Annotated in this window: 21 protein-coding genes, 1 tRNA gene and 1 pseudogene; 18 read left to right on the top strand and 5 right to left on the bottom strand. The window is 60.4% G+C overall.

Annotated features, from left to right (window positions below; translation table 11 throughout):
• Window positions 1-40: 40 nt before the first annotated feature.
• The 4 genes from ACZ9BX_RS09420 (at window position 41) to ACZ9BX_RS09405 (ending at window position 2,577) form a co-directional block, all read left to right on the top strand.
• Window positions 41-131 (top strand) — tRNA-Ser (locus ACZ9BX_RS09420).
• Between the two features lie 192 nt (window positions 132-323).
• Entirely contained in the window at window positions 324-578 is a 255-nt protein-coding gene (locus ACZ9BX_RS09415; protein ID WP_027507444.1) for a ribbon-helix-helix domain-containing protein, read from the top strand.
• Window positions 579-656: 78 nt separating this feature from the next.
• Entirely contained in the window at window positions 657-887 is a 231-nt protein-coding gene (locus ACZ9BX_RS09410; RefSeq protein ID WP_476217375.1) for a type II toxin-antitoxin system RelE/ParE family toxin, read from the top strand.
• A 598-nt stretch (window positions 888-1,485) separates the two neighbouring features.
• Complete coding sequence (locus tag ACZ9BX_RS09405) at window positions 1,486-2,577, top strand: porin (protein WP_476217373.1); 1,092 nt, start codon at window positions 1,486-1,488, stop codon at window positions 2,575-2,577.
• A 94-nt stretch (window positions 2,578-2,671) separates the two neighbouring features.
• Here ACZ9BX_RS09405 and ACZ9BX_RS09400 read toward each other — a convergent pair whose 3' ends face one another.
• Both ACZ9BX_RS09400 and ACZ9BX_RS09395 read right to left on the bottom strand, forming a co-directional pair.
• A complete protein-coding gene (locus tag ACZ9BX_RS09400; protein WP_476217372.1) occupies window positions 2,672-3,565 on the bottom strand; it encodes an alpha/beta fold hydrolase in 894 nt (297 codons plus the stop codon).
• A gap of 55 nt (window positions 3,566-3,620) precedes the next feature.
• Window positions 3,621-5,696, bottom strand: a complete 2,076-nt coding sequence (locus ACZ9BX_RS09395) for a transglycosylase SLT domain-containing protein (RefSeq protein ID WP_476217370.1) — start codon at window positions 5,694-5,696, stop codon at window positions 3,621-3,623.
• Window positions 5,697-5,911: 215 nt separating this feature from the next.
• Here ACZ9BX_RS09395 and dapA point away from each other — a divergent pair, with 215 nt between their 5' ends.
• The 3 genes from dapA (at window position 5,912) to ACZ9BX_RS09380 (ending at window position 7,812) form a co-directional block, all read left to right on the top strand.
• Window positions 5,912-6,796, top strand: a complete 885-nt coding sequence (dapA, locus tag ACZ9BX_RS09390; protein ID WP_476217368.1) for a 4-hydroxy-tetrahydrodipicolinate synthase — start codon at window positions 5,912-5,914, stop codon at window positions 6,794-6,796.
• A gap of 116 nt (window positions 6,797-6,912) precedes the next feature.
• Window positions 6,913-7,392 (top strand): SsrA-binding protein SmpB, encoded by a 480-nt coding sequence (gene smpB / locus ACZ9BX_RS09385; protein ID WP_476217367.1) that lies wholly within the window; start codon window positions 6,913-6,915, stop codon window positions 7,390-7,392.
• Window positions 7,393-7,395: 3 nt separating this feature from the next.
• The gene (locus ACZ9BX_RS09380) at window positions 7,396-7,812 is read left to right on the top strand and encodes a DUF3830 family protein (protein WP_476217365.1); all 417 of its coding nucleotides are present in this window, start codon (window positions 7,396-7,398) and stop codon (window positions 7,810-7,812) included.
• Window positions 7,813-7,815: 3 nt separating this feature from the next.
• Here the strand turns inward: ACZ9BX_RS09380 and ACZ9BX_RS09375 are convergent, their stop codons facing one another.
• Window positions 7,816-8,397 (bottom strand): LabA-like NYN domain-containing protein, encoded by a 582-nt coding sequence (locus tag ACZ9BX_RS09375; RefSeq protein WP_022714635.1) that lies wholly within the window; start codon window positions 8,395-8,397, stop codon window positions 7,816-7,818.
• Between the two features lie 296 nt (window positions 8,398-8,693).
• Between ACZ9BX_RS09375 and rpoZ the strand changes: the two genes are divergently transcribed.
• The 11 genes and pseudogenes from rpoZ (at window position 8,694) to ACZ9BX_RS09320 (ending at window position 18,016) form a co-directional block, all read left to right on the top strand.
• Window positions 8,694-9,098, top strand: a complete 405-nt coding sequence (gene rpoZ / locus ACZ9BX_RS09370; protein WP_476217364.1) for a DNA-directed RNA polymerase subunit omega — start codon at window positions 8,694-8,696, stop codon at window positions 9,096-9,098.
• Between the two features lie 120 nt (window positions 9,099-9,218).
• The gene (locus tag ACZ9BX_RS09365) at window positions 9,219-11,432 is read left to right on the top strand and encodes a RelA/SpoT family protein (RefSeq protein ID WP_027507436.1); all 2,214 of its coding nucleotides are present in this window, start codon (window positions 9,219-9,221) and stop codon (window positions 11,430-11,432) included.
• Between the two features lie 164 nt (window positions 11,433-11,596).
• Window positions 11,597-11,746, top strand: a complete 150-nt coding sequence (locus ACZ9BX_RS09360) for a DUF3563 family protein (protein ID WP_084606358.1) — start codon at window positions 11,597-11,599, stop codon at window positions 11,744-11,746.
• A gap of 143 nt (window positions 11,747-11,889) precedes the next feature.
• Entirely contained in the window at window positions 11,890-12,480 is a 591-nt protein-coding gene (locus ACZ9BX_RS09355; protein ID WP_476217361.1) for a DUF2062 domain-containing protein, read from the top strand.
• A 25-nt stretch (window positions 12,481-12,505) separates the two neighbouring features.
• Entirely contained in the window at window positions 12,506-12,910 is a 405-nt protein-coding gene (gene acpS / locus ACZ9BX_RS09350; protein ID WP_027507433.1) for a holo-ACP synthase, read from the top strand.
• Window positions 12,911-13,024: 114 nt separating this feature from the next.
• Complete coding sequence (gene lepB, locus ACZ9BX_RS09345) at window positions 13,025-13,768, top strand: signal peptidase I (protein WP_476217358.1); 744 nt, start codon at window positions 13,025-13,027, stop codon at window positions 13,766-13,768.
• Entirely contained in the window at window positions 13,765-14,484 is a 720-nt protein-coding gene (gene rnc, locus ACZ9BX_RS09340; protein ID WP_476217356.1) for a ribonuclease III, read from the top strand. The genes lepB and rnc overlap by 4 nt, the downstream gene beginning before the upstream one ends.
• Window positions 14,485-14,492: 8 nt before the next feature.
• Complete coding sequence (gene era, locus ACZ9BX_RS09335; RefSeq protein WP_132567725.1) at window positions 14,493-15,434, top strand: GTPase Era; 942 nt, start codon at window positions 14,493-14,495, stop codon at window positions 15,432-15,434.
• A 232-nt stretch (window positions 15,435-15,666) separates the two neighbouring features.
• A pseudogene (locus ACZ9BX_RS09330) lies at window positions 15,667-16,092 on the top strand (response regulator); the annotation flags it as partial.
• A gap of 55 nt (window positions 16,093-16,147) precedes the next feature.
• Window positions 16,148-16,921: a DNA repair protein RecO gene (gene recO, locus ACZ9BX_RS09325; protein WP_132567721.1), complete on the top strand. Its 774-nt coding sequence runs from the start codon at window positions 16,148-16,150 to the stop codon at window positions 16,919-16,921.
• Between the two features lie 99 nt (window positions 16,922-17,020).
• A complete protein-coding gene (locus ACZ9BX_RS09320; protein WP_476217352.1) occupies window positions 17,021-18,016 on the top strand; it encodes an aldo/keto reductase in 996 nt (331 codons plus the stop codon).
• Here ACZ9BX_RS09320 and ACZ9BX_RS09315 read toward each other — a convergent pair.
• Both ACZ9BX_RS09315 and ACZ9BX_RS09310 read right to left on the bottom strand, forming a co-directional pair.
• Window positions 18,013-18,870 (bottom strand): MOSC domain-containing protein, encoded by an 858-nt coding sequence (locus ACZ9BX_RS09315; protein ID WP_476217350.1) that lies wholly within the window; start codon window positions 18,868-18,870, stop codon window positions 18,013-18,015. The genes ACZ9BX_RS09320 and ACZ9BX_RS09315 overlap by 4 nt on opposite strands.
• A 9-nt stretch (window positions 18,871-18,879) precedes the next feature.
• Complete coding sequence (locus ACZ9BX_RS09310; protein WP_476217349.1) at window positions 18,880-19,524, bottom strand: HD domain-containing protein; 645 nt, start codon at window positions 19,522-19,524, stop codon at window positions 18,880-18,882.
• Between the last annotated feature and the right edge of the window lie 54 nt (window positions 19,525-19,578).

The raw sequence follows: 19,578 nt of genomic DNA, 5'->3' as shown, positions 1-19,578 counted from the left end.
CTTGCTTCACCTGTCGAATGACTCTATCAGGGCTCCCACCGGAGAGGTGGCCGAGTGGTCGAAGGCGCTCCCCTGCTAAGGGAGTATACGTCAAAAGCGTATCGAGGGTTCGAATCCCTTCCTCTCCGCCACCACCCCCATTGTCCGACCCGGAGACATCGGTAACAGATCGTACCTAAGACATGGGTGACAACCTCGTGCCGAACGGGTTGTCGATGCTTCCTACAAAGCCGGTGATGAGGGCGCGGGGTAGGCAGCCCATTCGTGCTTCGCGTGTTCATTTTAGTTTATATTGAAGACAGAAAGCATGCGAGGATGCCGCCATGTCCCGTACAACGACGATGACGGTCCGTCTCCGCGGAGCACTCAGCGACTTCGTTGCCGCCAATGTCGGCGAGACGGGCTCCTACGAAAATGTCAGCGAGTACATTCGTGACCTGATCCGCCGCGACAAGGAACGGGCGGACAAAGAAGCATTCGATCGGCTGAAAGCGGAATTGACTCATGCCTTCGCCGCCCCCGAGTCCGCCTACCATCCGCTCTCGGCGGCCGACGTCATCGCGCGCAACGCGACATAGTCAAGAATGGCGCCCGTCCGCATCCAGCAGGCGGCGTCTCACCGTCTGGACGAAATCTACCAGTACATGGGGTGCTGAGTGGCCGACCGCTATCTCACCGGCCTGTTCGCAGCTTCCGACAGAATAGAAACGCACGAGGTGCTGTCAGGCCCGGTTCCCGCGGAGTTCGGAGTCGATGGCTATGTCTTTCGCTACGAAAGGCATTTCGTCTATTGGCGACGGCTCAGCAACGGCGACATCGGTATCGTGACGATCCTGCATCAGCGCATGCACCAGATCGAGCGATTTCGAGAGGATTTCGGATTGTGATGAAGTGATGCCGCAACAGCGGAAAATTGCGAAGCCACAATTCACGCTGAAGTTCCCATGGACGTCATGCGGCTACGCAGGATCGTACATCGTCCCGGCCGATGCGCTTGCCGTGAAACCGAATTCATCCGCGATCAGAATCGCGTGCGAAGAATCAATCCTTGCTAGGCAGTGATTCGTGCGGTGAAGCATCGTCAATTCGGGTGCCCCCTCATCCATGCCCGCATTGCGGGGCCGTCGTAAACGCCGCCGAATCCGACCGGAAATTGGTATCAATGCGGCACAGGAGGCGTCGTGCCACATATGTGAGGCGATGCTAAACCCCTGCAAAACCGGCAGTTTCTTAACAAACCATAAAGAAATGCGGCGGCGCCTGCCCAACTTGTGGCCTTTCAGCAACAGGACGCCGGTAAGGCGGATGCAAATACCACAAAGGCGTAAGTTGGTGATTGCGTGAGAGGCGCGGTCTTGTATTTTCAACTTCGGAAGCGAGGGCGGTTGATCGTCCGACTTCTTGAAACATGGGGATGGGGCAGGGAACGCTGCTCTAACGGCGAAAAATCCCAGACCCGATCGAAACTTTGAATTGGAGGTCACTATGACAATCAAGAGCCTTCTTCTCGGCTCCGCTGCTGCTCTCGCAGTAGTTTCCGGCGCCCAGGCTGCCGACGCCATCGTCGCTGCCGAGCCGGAGCCGGTTGAATACGTTCGCGTCTGCGACGCTTACGGCACTGGTTATTTCTACATCCCAGGCACCGAAACCTGCCTCAAGATCCAGGGTTACATCCGCTTCCAGGTTGACTGGTCCGCTGGTGACGTTGCTGACCAGATCTATGGCGGCGAAGACTGGTCTGCCCGTACCCGCGGTCAGGTTGCCTTTACGGCCAAGAGCGACACCGAATACGGCCCGCTCACCGGCGTTATCGTCTATCAGGCGAACTTCCGCCCGAACGGCGTTGCCAACAGCCAGGACGACCAGAACGACACGATTATCGATGAAGCCTACATCGACATCGCCGGCTTCCGCGTTGGTAAGTTCGTCAACTGGTGGGATGCTGACTTCTCCGGTGAAACGGAATCCATCAACAACAACACCAACTTCAACGCGATCCGCTACCAGTATGACTCTGGCGACTTCTACGCCGGTATCGCTGTTGAAGAGCTGACACGCACCGGCGATGAAATTCGCGCGATTGGCGGTGTTCCGGTGGGGACCTTCCCCTCTAATGGTGGTAACAACGTCGGTATCGATGCTGCTGTTGGCGGCAAGTTCGGTGCCATCAGCTGGGAACTTCTCGGCGGTTACGACATCGACCGTGAAGATGGCGCCATCCGTGGCATCATCTATGCAGACATCGGCCCGGGCACGTTCGGTCTTGCCGGTGTATGGGCAAGCGGTGTGTCGGACTACTACGCCAACGGCGAATGGGCAATCGCTGCTCAGTACGCTGTCAAGGCAACCGACAAGTTCACTATCACCCCGGCTGTTCAGTACACCAACAACATCGAGTCCGACGATGAAGGCGAATTCGACGGCGGCAGCGAATGGCGCGCTGGTGTCACGCTCGACTACGAAATCGTTGAGAACCTCTCCACGAAGGTCACTGTCAACTACGTCGCCGAGGATTTCGACGATGCTGAAGACGTTGACGGCGTAACGGGCTTCTTCCGCCTGCAGCGTTCGTTCTAATCTGACCATCGGTCAAATCGGGAAGCCCGGCTTTCGAGCCGGGCTTTTTGCGCGGTGGATGTTCGCATCCGGCGGCTCGGAGGCGGCTTTGCCGTCAGAGATCGTGGAGAAAGCGACGGATTTCCGCTGCCACTTCATCGCGATGCAGCAGCGGTGCGTGTCCCTGACGTCTTGCGATGAGTTGCCGTGCTGCCGGATGACGCCTCAGCATCTCTTCGACCGTTGCCTTTAACAGCAGTTTTGAATTCTCGCCGCGGATGACCAGCAGCGGCATCTCCGCCATTGCGTCGAACTGCTTCCACAGATCCGGCACCGGCCTGTTGAAGTCGGCGGCGATCATCGCCTCGGCGATGGCCGGATCGAAATCCGCGGCCAACCCATCGGCTGTTTCGCGATAGATCGCGTAGGCCATGCCGCGCCAGTCATCGGCGGAAAGAGCGGGAAACTCCGCTTCGTGCAATTCCCGAAGCAACCTGGCCGCCTCGTCCCAGTCGCGGGGCCTTCGTGGATTTGCGAGATAGCCTTGAATATGCCGAAGCCCCTCCGGTTCGAGCACCGGGCCGACATCGTTCAGAACGACGGATGCCAGCAGATCTGGCTTCATCTCGGCGATCAAATGAAGGATCAGCCCGCCGCGCGAGGTGCCGATGAAGCTGGCACGTGTAATGCCGAAAGCGGCGCAAGTGGTCAGGACGTCGGTTGCTTCCACGGCGAGATTGTAATTTTGCTTGTTGTCGTCCCACGCCGAGCGGCCGCGTCCGCGGGAGTCGAGCGCGATCACGCGCCTGGGACGCTCCGGATCCTCCGAGAGCGTCAGCGCGAGCTGATGAAAATCGCGGGAATTGCGCGTCAGACCGGGAAGGCAGATCACTGGCGGCGAGGCGGATCCCGCCGGATTCCCGGCGCCATAGTGGCGGGAGTAGAGCTTGAGGCCGTCGGCCGATAGGTATGTCTTCTCCTCGAAGCCGTTAGTGGTGCTTGAAAACATTGCGATTTCCCGATTTATCTTCAGGAAATCTAGCCTGCTTCAGCACAGAAGGAAATCAGGATGACGAGCGCCCGCCGATCAGGTCGCGCTCGATGTCCGGCGTCTGCCCGAGGCGCGCCTTGTAGACCTCGTAATTCTCCATCACGCGCTGCACGTAGTTGCGCGTCTCGGGGAAGGGGATGCGCTCGATCCAGTCGACGATCTCGTTGATGGATTTGCCGCGCGGATCGCCGTAGCGGCTGATCCATTCGGGCACGCGCTTCGGCCCGGCATTGTAGGCGATGAAGGTCAGGATGTAGGAGCCGCCGAAGGCGTCGATCTGTTCGCCGAGATAATGCGCGCCGAGTGTCGCGTTGTAGCCGGCGTCTGCCGTCAGCTTGTCGGCGGAATAGGTGATGTTGTGGCGCTTGGCGACGGACTTGGCAGTCCCGGGCAGCAACTGCAGCAGGCCGCGGGCATTGGCGGCCGAGACGGCGGCGGGGTTGAAGGCGCTCTCCTGTCTGGCGATCGCATAGGCAAGCGCCTTTCCGGAGCCGGAGATATTCGCGTTCGCGGGGATGACGCCGACAGGGAAGGCAAGTGCGGCGACATCCATGCCGCGCGAATAGGCGATCTTGCCGACCTGGAGCGACAGGTGATGGTCGCCGGAGCGTTCGGCCTGCGCCGTCAGGATCGCAAGTTCGCCGGCGCTTTGCAACTGCTCGGCAAGCGCCAGGTAAAGGCTGGCCGCGCGCCAGCCGTGGCCAGCGGCCTCAAGCCGTGAAATCGCCTGCACCGCCTCGCGGGACTGGAGGCGTTGCCGGTCTTCGGCGCTCGGCGACGGATAGGAGACGTTAAGCGTCTTGCGGCCCAGCCTCTCGGCCGCGAGTTGGCCGTAGAAAGTGCTCGGGAAGTTTGCTGCCTTTGCGTAGAATTCAGCGGATTTGCCAGGCCCGCCGGCTTCGGCCGCGCGACCCAGCCAATACCAGGCCCGCGAAACGGAGATCGGACCGTTCGAAACCTGCAGAATCTTGCGGAAATGCGTCTCGGCCGTTGCCGGATCCTGCAGTCCGCGCAGCGCGTACCAGCCGGCATGGAATTCGGCTTCGACGATGTCCGTCGGGTTCGTCGCGACGTGGTTGGCGACAATGCGGTAGGCTTCCTTGAACTGGCCCTGGTCGACGAGGCCGCGGCTGACGATACGCTGCTCGTTCCACCATTCGCCGGAATTGACCAGCGCATCGCGCACGGAGGGCATCTGCCCCAGAAGCTTGGCGGCTTCGGCATATTTGTCTTGCTTGCGCAGATATTCGACGCGGGCGAAGAGATAGCCCGGATCCTTCGACCACTTGCTGTCGACTCCATTCAGAAGCGCGCCGGCATTGGCAGCCTTGCCTGCGACTGCCGACCATGCCTTGTGGAGAGACTGCGCCTGGCCCATGTCGCCGAAGCGCTTGGCCTGTGCCGTCCGGCCGCGATACATCAGATATTCCATCCGCGCCTTGTGGTCGGCCGCACCAAGCAGAGCCGAGAACTCCGTCAGGATCTTGTCTTCCGTCTCCTTGTCCAGCGCTTCGCTGCGCCAGACCTTGCGGATATATTTCTCGGCCTGCGCCTGCTTGCCCGCAGAAACCAGTGCGCGCGAAAGGATCATCGCGCCCGGGGTCGTTTCCGGTGCGGTATCGCCGAAGGCCGCAAGGACCGCTGCCGGGTCCGGATTTTCGTCGTAGAGCGCGCGCTCGGAATTCGCGTGCAGCTTGGAAAGCCCCGGCCAGCCCTTGAGTTCCTGTGCGGCGCCGGCAATCTCGTAGGAAGGCACGCCCTTGATGCCAGAAACGGCGATCGCCCATGTCAGGATATGCCGGTCGAGCGTCCCCTTGCCCATGCCGTTGCGGATCGAGATGGCCTGCTGCGGATTCTTGTCGGAAAGCGCGTCTAATCCGGCCTTCAAGCTGCCGCTCACGGGCGCGACGGTCGTGCTGCGCGGAATGGCGCCGGTCATGATCGATTCCGGCACGGAGGTTTGCGGCACGAAGCCGATCGGCTTTATCTCGGGCACCGGAGCGCTCGTGTCAGGCAGCGGCGCGGCGGCGCTGCTCCACGCGGCGGCCGAAAGGCCGAGGGCGGAGAGGATCAACACAGCTCTTTTCATCCGGGATACTCGCGAGGAAAATATGCCTTGAGTTTCGCAACAGGCCTCTTAATGAAACCTTACCGAAACCGGTAAAATTCGTTCACATTTGATGTCGGAATTTGCCCTAAACCGATCCATGCGCGCTTGTCGCGGCGATTTCGCCGCTTTATGGTGCGCAACCTATATTCAAGGAATGCGGCTGAAGCGTGGATATCAGCCGTGAGGAGTTGCGCATGTTCCAGGGATCCATTCCCGCCCTCGTCACCTCCTTCACTGATGCCGGACTGGTGGATGAAGCCTCCTTCGCCGCCCATGTCGATTGGCAGATCAGGGAAGGCAGCAGCGGTCTCGTTCCGGTCGGCACGACCGGCGAGTCTCCGACGCTGTCGCATGCCGAGCACAAACGGGTCGTGGAAATCTGCATCGAAGCGGCGGCCAAGCGCGTGCCGGTCATGGCAGGCGCAGGCTCGAACAATACGCGCGAGGCGATCGAGCTTGCCCAGCACGCCGAGAAGGCCGGCGCCGATGCCGTGCTCGTCGTCACGCCTTACTACAACAAGCCGACGCAGAAAGGCTTGATCGCGCATTTCTCGGCGGTCGCCGAGGCCGTCAGGCTGCCGATCTATATCTACAACATTCCCGGCCGCTCGGTGGTCGACATGACGCCGGAAACGATGGGCGCGCTTGCCAAGGCGCATTCGAACATCGTGGGTGTCAAGGATGCGACCGGCAAGATCGAGCGCGTCTCCGAACAGCGCATCACCTGCAGCAAGGATTTCCGCCAACTCTCGGGCGAGGATGCGACGGCCCTCGGCTTCAACGCCCATGGCGGCGTCGGTTGCATTTCGGTGACGGCGAATGTCGCACCACGTCTCTGTGCCGAGTTCCAGGCGGCGACGCTTGCGGGCGATTACACGAAGGCGCTCGAATACCAGGACCGCCTGATGCCGCTGCACAAGGCGATCTTCCTAGAGCCCGGCCTCTGCGGCGCGAAATACGGCCTCCATAAGCTCGAACGCATGAGCCGCAACGTGCGCTCGCCGCTCATCTCCACGCTAGAGCCGGCAACGGAAGCGGCAATCGACGCCGCCATGCGCCACGCCGGTTTGCTGAACTGAGCGGAGCGTGAAGGCGGGCGGCGTCTGTCTTCACAAGTTCCGGCTGCTTCCCTACATAAGGGCAGGAAATGAGGGCGCGGTTTTGCGCGCGCCCCTGCAAGGAATTGGAATAAATCATGGCCCCCAGAGGCAGCGAGCGCGTCGTCAAGAAGGTCGTGGCCGAAAACCGCAAGGCCCGCTTCAACTACGAAATCATCGATACGTATGAGGCCGGGATCGTCTTGAAGGGCACCGAGGTCAAGTCGCTGCGAGAAGGTAAGGCCAATATCGCCGAATCTTACGCGTCGGATGAAGGCGGCGAGATCTGGCTGATCAATTCCTACCTGCCGGAATACCTGCAGGCCAACCGCTTCAATCACGAGCCGCGCCGCCGCCGCAAGCTGCTGCTGTCGAGTCGCGAGATTGACAGGCTGCGCGCCGGCATCAACCGTGAAGGCATGACGCTGATCCCGTTGAAGATCTATTTCAACGACCGCGGCCGGGCGAAGATGGAACTGGCGCTCGCCAAGGGCAAGAAGCTGCATGACAAGCGCGAGTCCGAGAAGGAACGCGATTGGAACAGGCAGAAGAGCCGCCTGCTGAAGGACAATCGCTGACCGATGCGAAGGTTGAAGATTTCGGTCGCGTCGCATGTCTTCGTGGCGAAGCTGGAGATTGAGAGGGCGCCGAAGACCTGCGCGGCGTTTACGTCGCTGCTGCCTTTTCGAAATCGGACCATCCATTCGCGCTGGAGCGGGGAGGCGGTCTGGGTGCCGCTCGGCGATTATCAGTTCGGCGTGGATTTCGAAAACCACACCCGCCATCCGTCGCGCGGCGATATTCTGCTTTATCCGGGCGGACACAGCGAGACGGAACTGCTCTTTGCCTATGGCAGCTCGTCATTTGCGAGCAAGATGGGCGCCCTTGCTGGCAATCATTTCCTGACGATCGTCGAAGGCCGCGAGCAGCTCGCGGATATGGGCAACCTGGTGCTCTGGAAGGGCGCCCAGCCGATCCTGTTCGAGGCTTTGGATTGAGGATTACTCCTCGAAGTCGCTCGCCGGGGCGATCTCGACAGGCTTCTGTGGGCGTTCGGACGGGTCGCGGCCAATCTCGCTTTTCAGCGACAGCAGATCGATAAAGTGATCCGCTTGGCGGCGCAGGTCGTCGGCAATCATTGGCGGTTGGGTGGCCATCGTGGAGATGATCGACACCTTGCGGCCCTTGCGCTGAAGGGCTTCCACCAGAGTCGTAAAATCGCCGTCTCCGGAGAAGATAACCAAGTGGTCGACGGTTTCGGATTGCTCCATGGCGTCGATCGCCAGTTCGATATCCATGTTGCCCTTGATCTTCCGGCGGCCCATGGAGTCGGTGAATTCCTTGGCAGGCTTGGTGACGACCTTGTAGCCGTTGTAGTCGAGCCAGTCGATCAGCGGGCGGATGGAGGAATATTCCTGGTCCTCGATCAGCGCGGTGTAGTAGTAGGCGCGCAGCAGGTATCCGCGTTTCTGGAATGCTTTCAGCAGCTTGCGATAGTCGATATCGAAGCCAAGGCTCTTGGATGCAGCGTAGAGGTTGGCGCCGTCTATGAAGAGTGCAATTTTTTCGCGTGGGTCGAACATCGCTTGCCAATCCAATTAGAGTAATCCAAATCTTCTTCGGTCAAAATTCCATAAAAACAATGGCTTAATTAAACGAAGAAAGAATAATTCTTAATTTATGAATTATTCATATAAAGGAGATTTAGGGCACGATTCGGCATATTCCAAGCAACTAACGGTGGAATTGTCACATTCCTTCGAAAATTTTAGCAGGACGGCGCATAAACGGCGGGACCGTGCACGAAAAACTTGAATTCGCCGGCTTTTAATTGTATCGGGCATGCTAATCCCGAAATCACGACCGTAAAGGACAGGCAATGGCCCGTGTCACAGTTGAAGATTGCATCGACAAAGTTGAGAACCGCTTCGAGCTGGTTCTACTTGCCAGCCACCGCGCCCGGCTGATTTCCCAGGGTGCCTCGATCACTATCGATCGTGACAACGACAAGAACCCCGTCGTGGCGCTGCGTGAAATCGCCGACGAGACGCTGTCTCCCGACGATCTGAAGGAAGACCTGATCCACTCGCTGCAGAAGCACGTCGAAGTCGATGAGCCTGAGCCTGATCCGGCCAGCCTTATTGCCGCTGGCGCCGCTGCTGCTGCGGACGGCTTGGAGCAGGACGATCAGCCCGAGACGGTTACTTTCGATCAGATGTCGGAAGAAGAGCTCCTTGCCGGTATCGAAGGCCTCGTGCCGCCGGAAAAGAGCGACGACTACTAAGAAGTCGCGGGACGATTACCAATCGTCAATCTTGCGCCTTTATTGCTAAGGCATATTATTGCCTGTGCGTGCGCCAATCGGTGATTGGCGCGCTTTTGTTTTTATTGGAGTAGTTCCGGGATGATGCGGCAGTACGAGCTCGTGGAGCGGGTGCAGAAGTATAAGCCCGACGCCAATGAAGCTCTGCTGAACAAAGCCTATGTCTATGCCATGCAGAAGCATGGACAGCAGAAGCGTGCCAGTGGCGATCCCTATATCTCGCATCCGCTCGAAGTCGCCGCGATCCTGACGGACATGCATCTCGACGAGTCGACCATCGCCGTCGCCCTGCTGCATGACACGATCGAGGATACGACGGCGACGCGTGCCGAAATCGATGAGCTCTTCGGCGAGGATATCGGCCGGCTGGTCGAGGGCCTGACGAAGATCAAGAAGCTCGATCTTGTCACCAAGAAGGCCAAGCAAGCGGAGAACCTGCGTAAGCTGCTACTCGCGATCTCCGACGATGTGCGCGTGCTGCTCGTCAAGCTGGCCGACCGCCTGCACAATATGCGCACTCTCGACCATATGACGGCGGACAAGCGCGCCCGCATCTCCGAGGAGACGATGGAGATCTATGCGCCGCTCGCGGGCCGCATGGGTATGCAGGACATGCGCGATGAGCTGGAGGAACTCTCCTTCCGCCACATCAATCCGGAGGCCTACGAAACCGTCACCAAGCGTCTGCAGGAACTCTCGCAGCGCAATGAGGGCCTGGTCAAGAAGATCGAAACGGAATTGCATGACCTGCTGGTGGCCAACGGCCTGACGACTGCCAAGGTCAAAGGGCGCCAGAAGAAGCCTTATTCGGTTTTCCGCAAGATGCAGTCGAAGTCGCTCTCCTTCGAGCAGCTTTCGGATGTCTACGGTTTCCGTATCCTCGTCGAAGACGTTCCGGCCTGTTATCGCGCGCTCGGCATCGTCCATATGCGGTGGCGCGTTGTGCCTGGCCGCTTCAAGGATTACATCTCGACGCCGAAGCAGAACGACTACCGTTCGCTGCACACGACGATCGTCGGTCCCTCCAGCCAGCGCATCGAGCTGCAGATCCGCACCAAGCGCATGCATGAGATCGCCGAATACGGCATCGCCGCGCATGCGCTTTACAAGGACGGTGCGACCAATACCGAGGGCGACCTTCTCTCGCGCGAATCCAATGCCTATTCATGGCTCCGCCACACGATCGAGGCGCTTGCCGAAGGCGACAGCCCCGAAGAATTCCTCGAACACACCAAGCTTGAGCTGTTTCAGGACCAGGTCTTCTGCTTCACGCCGAAGGGAAAGCTGATCGCCCTGCCGCGCGGCGCAACGCCGATAGACTTCGCCTATGCCGTCCATACCAATATCGGTGACACCACCGTCGGCGCCAAGATCAACGGCCGCATCATGCCGCTGGTGACGCGGCTTGCGAACGGCGACGAGGTCGAGATCATCCGCTCCGGTGTCCAGGTGCCGCCAGCTGCGTGGGAAGAGATCGTCGTGACCGGCAAGGCGCGCGCGGCCATCCGCCGCGCCACGCGCCTGGCGATCCGCAAGCAATATGCCGGTCTCGGCCATCGCATTCTGGAGCGCACTTTTGAGCGGGCGGGAAAGATATTTTCCCGGGACGCGATGAAGCCGGCGCTGCACCGCCTCGGCCAGAAGGATGTCGAAGACGCGATCGCTGCCGTCGGCCGGGGTGAGATGTCGTCGCTCGATGTCCTGCGCGCCGTCTATCCCGACCATCAGGATGAGCGCGTTACCGTCAAGCCGAGTGGCGATGACGGTTGGTTCAATGTCCGCAGTGCCTCCGGCATGATCTTCAAGGTGCCGGACAAGGCCAAGACGGAGGCGGAGACTGATGCCGATATGGGCCCGATCCGCGGCATTTCCGGCAATATCGCCGTGCAGTTCGCGCCGGCGGGCGCCGTGCCCGGCGATCGCATCGTCGGCATCATGGAGAAGGCCAAGGGCATCACCATCTACCCGATCCAGTCGTCCGCGCTGCAGCGTTTCGATGATCAGCCCGATCGCTGGATCGATGTGCGCTGGGATCTTGACGAGGCCAACAAGTCGCGCTTCATGGCGCGCGTGCTCATCAACGCTTTGAACGAGCCGGGCACGCTGGCCAAGGTGGCGCAGTCCGTTGCCGGCCTTGACGTGAATATCCGTTCCCTGAACACGGTGCGCGTCGCCGCGGACTTCACCGAAATGGCGGTCGATGTCGAAGTCTGGGATCTCCGCCAGCTCAACCAGCTGCTGGCCCAGCTGAAGGATCTGGATTGCATCGCGACGGTACGGCGCCTCTACGACTGAGGCGTCTGCACATTTTATGACCGCTTTATTGCAGAATTCGCGCGCCAGAAAGGCGAGGCGTGCATCCTATGCATGGCTGTACCTATATTAGAGCGTTGGTAATTGTGCACTGCAGCACCTATCTTCGGATCATCAGAGAATGAACGAAAGAAAGAGCCAACGCTATGTTTACTCCGATCAAGAAAATCGCCCGCGCTCTTCGCGCTCCGAGCGTACAGGAACGTGAAATGGCATACCTCAATGGTTCGTATGACCGTATCGATCTTGAATACCGTCAGCGTCAGGTCGACCGGGGCCTGTTCCGTAGCCGTTGATTGCGGGTCTATACTTCCAAGGATGCGAAAGGGCGCCATGCATGACGCGCGCCCTTTGGTGGAGAGCTTCGACGGCGGCTGAGGCGAGCCCCGTGAGTTTACCGCTCTTGTCATGGCGACGTGCGTTGCACTAAATAGCCGCCATGCTGTTTCGCCGCAGAAAATCTGCAGGATTTTACGAAAGGATGCGGGCACTCTTCTGGCCCCGCAAAGGCTTTCTGCGTCCGCTGCGCTATTTGAAGATGCGCATTCTGCGCCTGACGGCTCCGCCGCACGCCGTGGCAATGGGCGTCGCAGCCGGCGTCTTCGTATCCTGGACGCCGTTCATCGGCGTGCATTTCATCATGGCCTTCGTGCTCGCCTATGTCCTCTCCGGAAACATGGTGGCGGCGGCACTCGGTACGGCAGCCTTCGGCAACCCCCTCACTTATCCCTTCATCTGGGCGGCGACTTGGGAAATCGGTCATCGGCTTCTCATGCGCGAAAATGCGATGACCGGGCAGTCCGTCGATCTGACGGAGCTTTTTCATAAGCTCCGTTTCACCGAGCTCTGGAAGCCGGTGCTGGAGCCCATGCTCGTCGGCGCCATTCCTCCGGCCGTCATCACGTCCGTTGTGCTTTATGTCCTGACGTTTTACACCGTGAAGGGCTTTCAGGTCCGCCGCCGCGAGAGGCTGATGGAGCGGGCGCGCCTTCGCCTTGCCCATCCCGCGCAGGATACTCCGACCGTATGATTTCGTTTCGACAGGGAGGCATCGCATGATCATCGGTATTGGCAGCGATCTCATCGACATCCGCCGCGTCGAAAAGTCGCTCGAGCGCTTCGGCGAGCGCTTCACCCATCGTTGCTTCACCGAGATCGAGCGGGCGCGTTCCGACCGCCGCGCCAACCGTGCCGAATCCTATGCGAAGCGTTTCGCCGCCAAGGAAGCCTGCTCGAAGGCGCTCGGAACGGGCATGGCGCAAGGCGTTTTCTGGAAGGATCTAGGCGTCGTCAATCTGCCGAGCGGCAAGCCGACGATGCAACTGACGGGCGGTGCCGCCGTCGTGCTTCAGTCAATGCTGCCCACCGGGCACAAGGCGATGGTCCATTTGACGATCACCGATGATTACCCGCTTGCTCAGGCATTCGTGATCATTGAAGCCCTGCCGGAAAGCGCATGAGCAACGGCGTGCCGTCGCTTTTAATGTTCGCGGCATTGCCGCCACCGACCGAAGCCGCTAGAGAGAAGCAAATAGAGAATGCGCCGCTGCGGCGCCCTTAAGGAACAAGACTGCGTGTCCGAAAAAGCCGAAACCAAGCCGAACGCCCTTTGGGAAAATATTAAAGTCATTATTCAGGCATTGTTGCTGGCGATGGTGATCCGGACGGTCTTCTTCCAGCCGTTCACCATTCCCTCCGGCTCGATGATGCCGACCCTGCTCGTCGGGGATTACATCTTCGTCAACAAGTTCGCTTACGGCTATTCGAAATACTCGCTGCCTTTTTCGCCGAACCTTTTCAGCGGCCGCATCTTCGGCTCCGAGCCGAATCGCGGCGATATCGTGGTCTTCCGCTTCCCGCCGAACCCGGACATCGATTACATCAAGCGCGTCGTCGGCCTGCCGGGCGATCACATCCAAGTGACGGATGGCGTGCTTCATATCAACGGCAAGCCGGTTCCGAAGGTGACGGACGGCGTCTTTACTTCGGATTACAAGCTCGATCCGGGCGAAGACGTGCCGGTATTCCGCGAAACGCTCGACAACGGCAAGACTTACGACACGCTCGACCAGTCGCCCGTTTCGCGTGGCGACAACACGCAGGACTTCGTCGTGCCGGAAGGCCATTACTTCATGATGGGCGACAACCGCGACAATTCCCTCGACAGCCGTTTCGACGTCGGCTTCGTTCCTGCGGAAAACCTTGTCGGCCGCGCCAGCGTCATCTTCTTCTCGCTCGGCAACGACACATCGTTCCGCGAAATCTGGAAATGGCCGGCCAACATGCGGTGGGACCGCCTCTTCAAGGTTGTTGAATGAGCAAAGTGCAGACGCTTTCGGCGGCGGACCGGATGAGGCTTGAGGCCTTGATCGGCCACGAGTTCGCCGAGAAGGAGCGCCTGGGCCGGGCTTTGACGCATGCGAGCGCCCGCGCTCAGAAGGGCGGCAATTACGAACGCCTGGAATTCCTGGGCGACCGTGTGCTCGGCCTCTGCATCGCCGAACTGCTTTTCCGCACCTTCGGGACGGCCGGGGAAGGCGAACTGTCGGTGCGCCTGAACCAGCTCGTCAGCGCCGAGACATGCGCGGAAGTGGCCGACGAGCTTGGCCTGCATCTCTTCATCCGCACAGGCGCCGACGTAAAGAAACTTACCGGCAAGCGCATGATGAACGTGCGCGCCGATGTGGTCGAAAGCCTGATCGCCGCGCTCTATCTCGACGGCGGCCTCGAAGTCGCCCGCTGCTTCATCCTGAAATACTGGGAGAAGCGGGCGACCCGCGCCGATGGCGCAAAACGGGACGCCAAGACCGAGCTGCAGGAATGGTCTCACGCGAAATTCGGCGTCACGCCGCAATATCGGGTTGAAGAACGCACCGGGCCGGATCATGATCCGCGCTTCACGGTGACGGTGGAAGTCGCCGGCGTGAAGCCGGAAACGGGCGTCGAGCGCTCGAAGCGTGCGGCCGAACAGGTCGCCGCGACGAAGATGCTGGAACGCGAAGGCATTTGGCAGAAATCCTCTGCCGGAAATTGAACGGGACAATGACCGAAGAAAACGACATGGCGCATGAAGGCGCCCCTGAAACCAATGGCGAAACGCATTCCGGCTTCGTCGCCCTGATCGGCCCGACCAATGCCGGAAAATCGACACTGGTGAACCGCCTCGTCGGCGCAAAGGTGTCGATCGTCAGCCACAAGGTGCAAACGACGCGCGCCATCGTCCGCGGCATTGCGATCCACAACAATGCGCAGATCGTCTTTATGGATACGCCCGGCATCTTCAAGCCGCGCCGCAGGCTGGACCGCGCCATGGTGACGTCGGCCTGGGGTGGCGCCAGGGATGCTGATCTCATCGTGCTGTTGATCGACAGCGAGCGCGGCCTGCGCGGCGACGCGGAAGCGATCCTGGAAGGGCTGAAGGAGGTGCGGCAGCCGAAGATACTCCTGCTCAACAAGATCGACCGCGTCAAGCGCGAGGACCTTCTGGCGCTGGCCGCCGCCGCAAACGAAAAGATCGCCTTCGACCGAACCTTCATGATCTCGGCGGAGAACGGCTCCGGCTGCGACGACCTCATGGATTACCTGGCAGAGACCTTGCCGGAGGGGCCGTGGTACTATCCGGAAGACCAGATTTCCGATCTGCCGATACGCCAGCTCGCGGCCGAAATCACCCGCGAAAAGCTCTTCCTGCGCCTGCACCAGGAGCTTCCTTATTCCTCCCACGTCGAAACGGAAAAGTGGGAAGAGCGCAAGGACGGCTCAGTGCGTATCGAACAGGTGATCTATGTCGAGCGCGACAGCCAGAAGAAGATCACGCTCGGCAAGGGCGGCGAGACGATCAAGGCGATCTCCTCGGCGTCCCGCAAGGAACTCGCCGAAATCCTCGAGCAGCCGGTCCACCTCTTTCTCTTCGTCAAGGTCCGCGAGAACTGGGGCGACGACCCGGAGCGATTCCGGGAAATGGGGCTCGACTTTCCGCGTTGACCGATTGAGAGAGGCCGCCGGCTTGGCCAAACCAAGCGACCGCCCATAAAATTTCTGCGGTCACGTCTTTTTTGAATGCAAATCGGTCAAACTAAAAATAAGTTCGGTCTGCCACCTTTCCTCCTATTTTGCTGCCTATCGACAAAAATCGGAAAAGCGGCTCACTCAGGTCGCATGGCTATGGCCCGGTAATCGGGTTATTTGGGGTACCAGAGGTAGAGATGCGGGTTAAGCAGGCGGTGTGCGCCGTAAGCGGCGTTCAGCGAAGGGCGCGGAGATCATGAACGCAAGCCGTGTTCTGGTCCTTGAAGACAGTCTCATCATCGCGATGGAAGCGGAAGATATGCTCCGCGCCGTCGGCGTGGAGACCATCGATATCGCAAGCGGCCTCGATCAGGCGATGGATGCCGTGAAGTCGGAAAGCTATGATTTTGCGCTGCTCGACGTCAATCTCGGCGAGACAATGAGCTTTGGCTTTGCGCGGCATCTGAATGACACGGGCATTCCTTTCGGCTTCGTCAGCGGCTATTCCGATACGCAGGATTTCCCGCCGGACCTCCAGGACGTGCCGCTTCTCGTAAAGCCCTTCGACGAAAGCGCGATGCGCGAATTCCTCGAGAAGCTGTTTCCGACGGCCGAATTGGGCCCGGCTTCATGACATAAGGCCCGGCCTGCGTTAGGATTGATGCCCAGGGCTAAAGGTTCGTTTTCTGATGCAGTGGCAGGATCATGCAATCATTCTTGGCGTCAAACGCCACGGTGAGACCAGCGTCATCGCCGAGGTGATGACGCGTGCTCGCGGCCGGCATCTCGGCCTCGTGCGCTCCGGCCGCTCACGAGCGATGCAGCCGGTGCTTCAGCCCGGCAACGAGGTGGATATCATCTGGCGCGCGCGCCTCGACGAGCATCTCGGCGAGTTCCGCGTCGAACCGCTGCGGTTGCGCGCCGCGCGTCTTATGGAGACGGCCACCGCTGTCTACGGCGTGCAGGCGATGGGCGCGCTTTTGCGGCTTCTGCCGGAGCGCGACCCGCATCCGCATCTTTACGATGCGCTCGAAGTCATCCTCGACAATCTCCACAATCCAGCGGATGCCGGCGAGCTCTTCGTCCGCTTCGAGCTTGCCGTGCTCAACGATCTCGGCTTCGGCCTTGATCTTGCCGAATGCGCCGCAACCGGTGCGCGGACCGATCTTGCCTACGTCTCGCCGAAATCCGGCCGGGCGGTCAGCCGGGCAGCCGGGGCCCCCTGGGCCGACAAGATGTTCGTGCTTCCGGCCTTTCTGCGCGCCGACGGCAATGATGCCGCAGACTTCGACAGTCTGAGCGCGGCCTTTCGGCTGACGGGCTTTTTCCTGCATCGCCATGTCTACGAGCCGCGCGGCATCGAATCGGCTGTCGCCCGCGAGGGGTTCATTCAGGCTGCCCTGAAGGCGCTCAATCCATCTCTCAGGGCCGTTCCTGCCGCGCCGGACGAACTCTCGGTCTGAGAGCCGTTTTTCACAGCTGAAAAACATGTTGCGGAATTGGCGGTTTATCCGTTCCGGCGCTCTCCCTATGTCTGCCGGTATTGTTCAAGGAGGATTTTCATGCTGACGAAAACAGATAATGCGACAACGATCATGCTCTGGAATGGCCGCAAAATCCCGCGGCTCGGCATGGGTTGCTGGGCGATCGGCGGGCCCTTTTTCGCAGGCGACGTGCCGCTCGGCTGGGGGGAGGTCGATGACGAAGAGTCGATCGAGGCCATTCACCGCGCCGTCGATCTCGGTATCTGCTTTTTCGACACGGCTTCGAATTACGGCGCCGGGCATTCGGAAGAGGTCGTCGGCCGCGCGATCGGCAACCGCGACGATATCGTCATCGCCACGAAATTCGGCTTTGCCACCGACGAGAAATCGAAGCAGGCAACGGGCGCCTTTGCCGATCCGGCTTTCATCCGCCAATCGGCGGAAACCTCGCTGCGCCGGCTGAAGCGCGAGCGGCTCGATCTCCTGCAATTCCACCTGAACGACTTTCCGCTGGAAGCTTCAGACGAAGTTTTCGGCGTGCTCGAGGCCTTGAAGGCCGAAGGCAAGATCGACGCCTTCGGCTGGAGCACGGATTTCCCGGATCGCGCCGCCCGCCACGCAGGCCACAATGGTTTTGTTTCCGTCCAGCATACGATGAATGTCTTCGAGCCGGTTCCGGCCATGATCGATGTGATCGAGAAGAACGGCCTGCTGTCGATCAACCGCGGCCCCTTGGCCATGGGGCTTCTCACCGGCAAGTTCACCGCGGACAAGGCAGTCGGCGCCAAGGATGTCCGCGGCGCAAGCCTCGACTGGATGGTCTATTTCAAGGATGGGCGCATCGCGCCGGAATTCGCCGCAAGCCTGGAGGCCGTTCGCGATCTGCTGACCACCGGCGGCCGCACGCTGACACAAGGCGCTCTTGCCTGGCTATGGGCACGCTCGCCGCGCACGCTGCCCATTCCTGGCTTCCGCACCGTCGCCCAGGTTGAGGAAAACGCCGGCGCCTTGGAAAAGGGACCGCTGCCTGACGAGGTGATGGCGAAGATCGATGCCGCGCTGGCGGGCCGTTAATCCGCCGCGCGCACCTTGAACGCCCAGCCTTCCGGCCGTTCCTCGACGACGGTCACAGCGTCGCCGATCGCGATGCTGCCGGTGCCGCGCGGCGTAACGTTCCAGCCGAAAATCGGGCCCGGCACGCGGCGGTCTGCCGACATGCGGATGCGGCCCATCGCGGGCATAGGGCTTGGAACCTCGCGCGAGCCGGTCATCTGGTCCTGCGTCGTCATGATGCAGCGCGCGCAGGGCTTCACGAGATCGAAGCGGATGCCGCCGATCTCGATTGCCGCCCAGCGGTCTTCCGGCCAGGCTTCGTCGGTCTCGATGACGATGTTCGGCCGGAAGCGCTCCATGCCGACGCTGCCTTCCGCATGCGCGGCGAGATTGGCGTTGAGCGCTTTCAGCGAACCGGTCGTTGTCACCAGGATCTGGTAGCCGTCGGCGAACGTCACAGGCGTCCCATCGCCCGCCCATTCGGCACTTGCGATGCGTCGCGCCTGGCCATCGAAGAAAATCAGCTTCACGTCACGTCCGAGCCATTCGGAAAGCCGCGCATTGCTTTCGTCGTCGGCAACTGCGGCATTTACCAAGGATTTCCAGACGACGACATCCATCCGGCGGTCCGGCTGCGGCACTGGCACGGCAATATCCGGCTTTCCGGCCATCAGCAGCCGGAAAGCGTTCGGCTCGGGTCGCACTTCGATCCGAGCAAGTGCGGGCAATTCGCGCTGCGTGATAAAATGACCGGCCGGATCCGTCACCATGGCGCGGCGGTCGCCGGGAAGGCCGAAGGCGTCGACCGCCGAGAAAGGAATGGCGATGCCGCGGGCGCTCTTGAGCGGATAGATAAAAAGATCGCTGACGCGCATTCTGTTCTCCTAAATCTCGTCCATGAACGCCGCGAGGAAACCCCGAAGACCTTTGTCGCGTTCGGCTGCAAGGGCGCGTCCTGCCGCCGTCTGAAATCCGTCGGCAAGTTTGAACAGCTTTGTCTGGAAATGGTCAATGGCGTAGCGCCGGTCGTCGAGCGGGCGGTGTTCGGCAGCCGGGTCGAACGGATCATAAAGGCCGGAAGCCATGCGCCCGCCGATATAGAAACAGCGCGCCGCGCCCACCATGCCGATTGCGTCGAGGCGGTCGGAATCCTGCAATATCCGCGCTTCGAGGGTTTCCGGCGTGATGTTGGCGGAAAAGCTGTGTGTGGTGATCGCATGTGCAACGGCCGCAATTTCCTCTGCCGTCCAGCCCAGTTCCTTCAGGATGCCGGACGCCTTCTGTGCCGCGAGCGCCGAAGCTTTGGAGCGCAGCGGCGAGCTTTTTTCGACCGCGACGCAGTCATGGAGCAGCACGGCGGCGGACAGGATTCGACCGTTGCCGCCCTCTGTCGCGTGTATGCGCATCGCATTGCGGAAGACACGCAGGATATGGGCAAGATCATGAGACCCGTCATCGCCCTCCGTGGCATAGGGAATAAGTTCGGCCGCGAGGCTTTCGAAGGGAGAGAAGGCCTTGGCCTCGAACATGCGTGTCACCGGGATTTTGCAAAAACTGGGCTACCGCATAAAGCTTCCGGACAC

The organism is Rhizobium sp. USDA 3886 (genome assembly GCF_056279785.1).
The sequence above is the reverse complement of the archived record's forward strand: the minus strand, read 5'-3'. Positions and strand labels throughout refer to the sequence as shown.

Coding starts and splice junctions, on each gene's coding strand:
- ACZ9BX_RS09415 (WP_027507444.1), top strand. CDS start 324: ATGTCCCGTACAACGACGATGACGGTCCGTCTCCGCGGAGCACTCAGC.
- ACZ9BX_RS09405 (WP_476217373.1), top strand. CDS start 1,486: ATGACAATCAAGAGCCTTCTTCTCGGCTCCGCTGCTGCTCTCGCAGTA.
- ACZ9BX_RS09400 (WP_476217372.1), bottom strand. CDS start 3,565: ATGTTTTCAAGCACCACTAACGGCTTCGAGGAGAAGACATACCTATCG.
- ACZ9BX_RS09395 (WP_476217370.1), bottom strand. CDS start 5,696: ATGAAAAGAGCTGTGTTGATCCTCTCCGCCCTCGGCCTTTCGGCCGCC.
- dapA (WP_476217368.1), top strand. CDS start 5,912: ATGTTCCAGGGATCCATTCCCGCCCTCGTCACCTCCTTCACTGATGCC.
- smpB (WP_476217367.1), top strand. CDS start 6,913: ATGGCCCCCAGAGGCAGCGAGCGCGTCGTCAAGAAGGTCGTGGCCGAA.
- ACZ9BX_RS09380 (WP_476217365.1), top strand. CDS start 7,396: ATGCGAAGGTTGAAGATTTCGGTCGCGTCGCATGTCTTCGTGGCGAAG.
- ACZ9BX_RS09375 (WP_022714635.1), bottom strand. CDS start 8,397: ATGTTCGACCCACGCGAAAAAATTGCACTCTTCATAGACGGCGCCAAC.
- rpoZ (WP_476217364.1), top strand. CDS start 8,694: ATGGCCCGTGTCACAGTTGAAGATTGCATCGACAAAGTTGAGAACCGC.
- ACZ9BX_RS09365 (WP_027507436.1), top strand. CDS start 9,219: ATGATGCGGCAGTACGAGCTCGTGGAGCGGGTGCAGAAGTATAAGCCC.
- ACZ9BX_RS09360 (WP_084606358.1), top strand. CDS start 11,597: ATGTTTACTCCGATCAAGAAAATCGCCCGCGCTCTTCGCGCTCCGAGC.
- ACZ9BX_RS09355 (WP_476217361.1), top strand. CDS start 11,890: ATGCTGTTTCGCCGCAGAAAATCTGCAGGATTTTACGAAAGGATGCGG.
- acpS (WP_027507433.1), top strand. CDS start 12,506: ATGATCATCGGTATTGGCAGCGATCTCATCGACATCCGCCGCGTCGAA.
- rnc (WP_476217356.1), top strand. CDS start 13,765: ATGAGCAAAGTGCAGACGCTTTCGGCGGCGGACCGGATGAGGCTTGAG.
- era (WP_132567725.1), top strand. CDS start 14,493: ATGACCGAAGAAAACGACATGGCGCATGAAGGCGCCCCTGAAACCAAT.
- recO (WP_132567721.1), top strand. CDS start 16,148: ATGCAGTGGCAGGATCATGCAATCATTCTTGGCGTCAAACGCCACGGT.
- ACZ9BX_RS09320 (WP_476217352.1), top strand. CDS start 17,021: ATGCTGACGAAAACAGATAATGCGACAACGATCATGCTCTGGAATGGC.
- ACZ9BX_RS09315 (WP_476217350.1), bottom strand. CDS start 18,870: ATGCGCGTCAGCGATCTTTTTATCTATCCGCTCAAGAGCGCCCGCGGC.
- ACZ9BX_RS09310 (WP_476217349.1), bottom strand. CDS start 19,524: ATGTTCGAGGCCAAGGCCTTCTCTCCCTTCGAAAGCCTCGCGGCCGAA.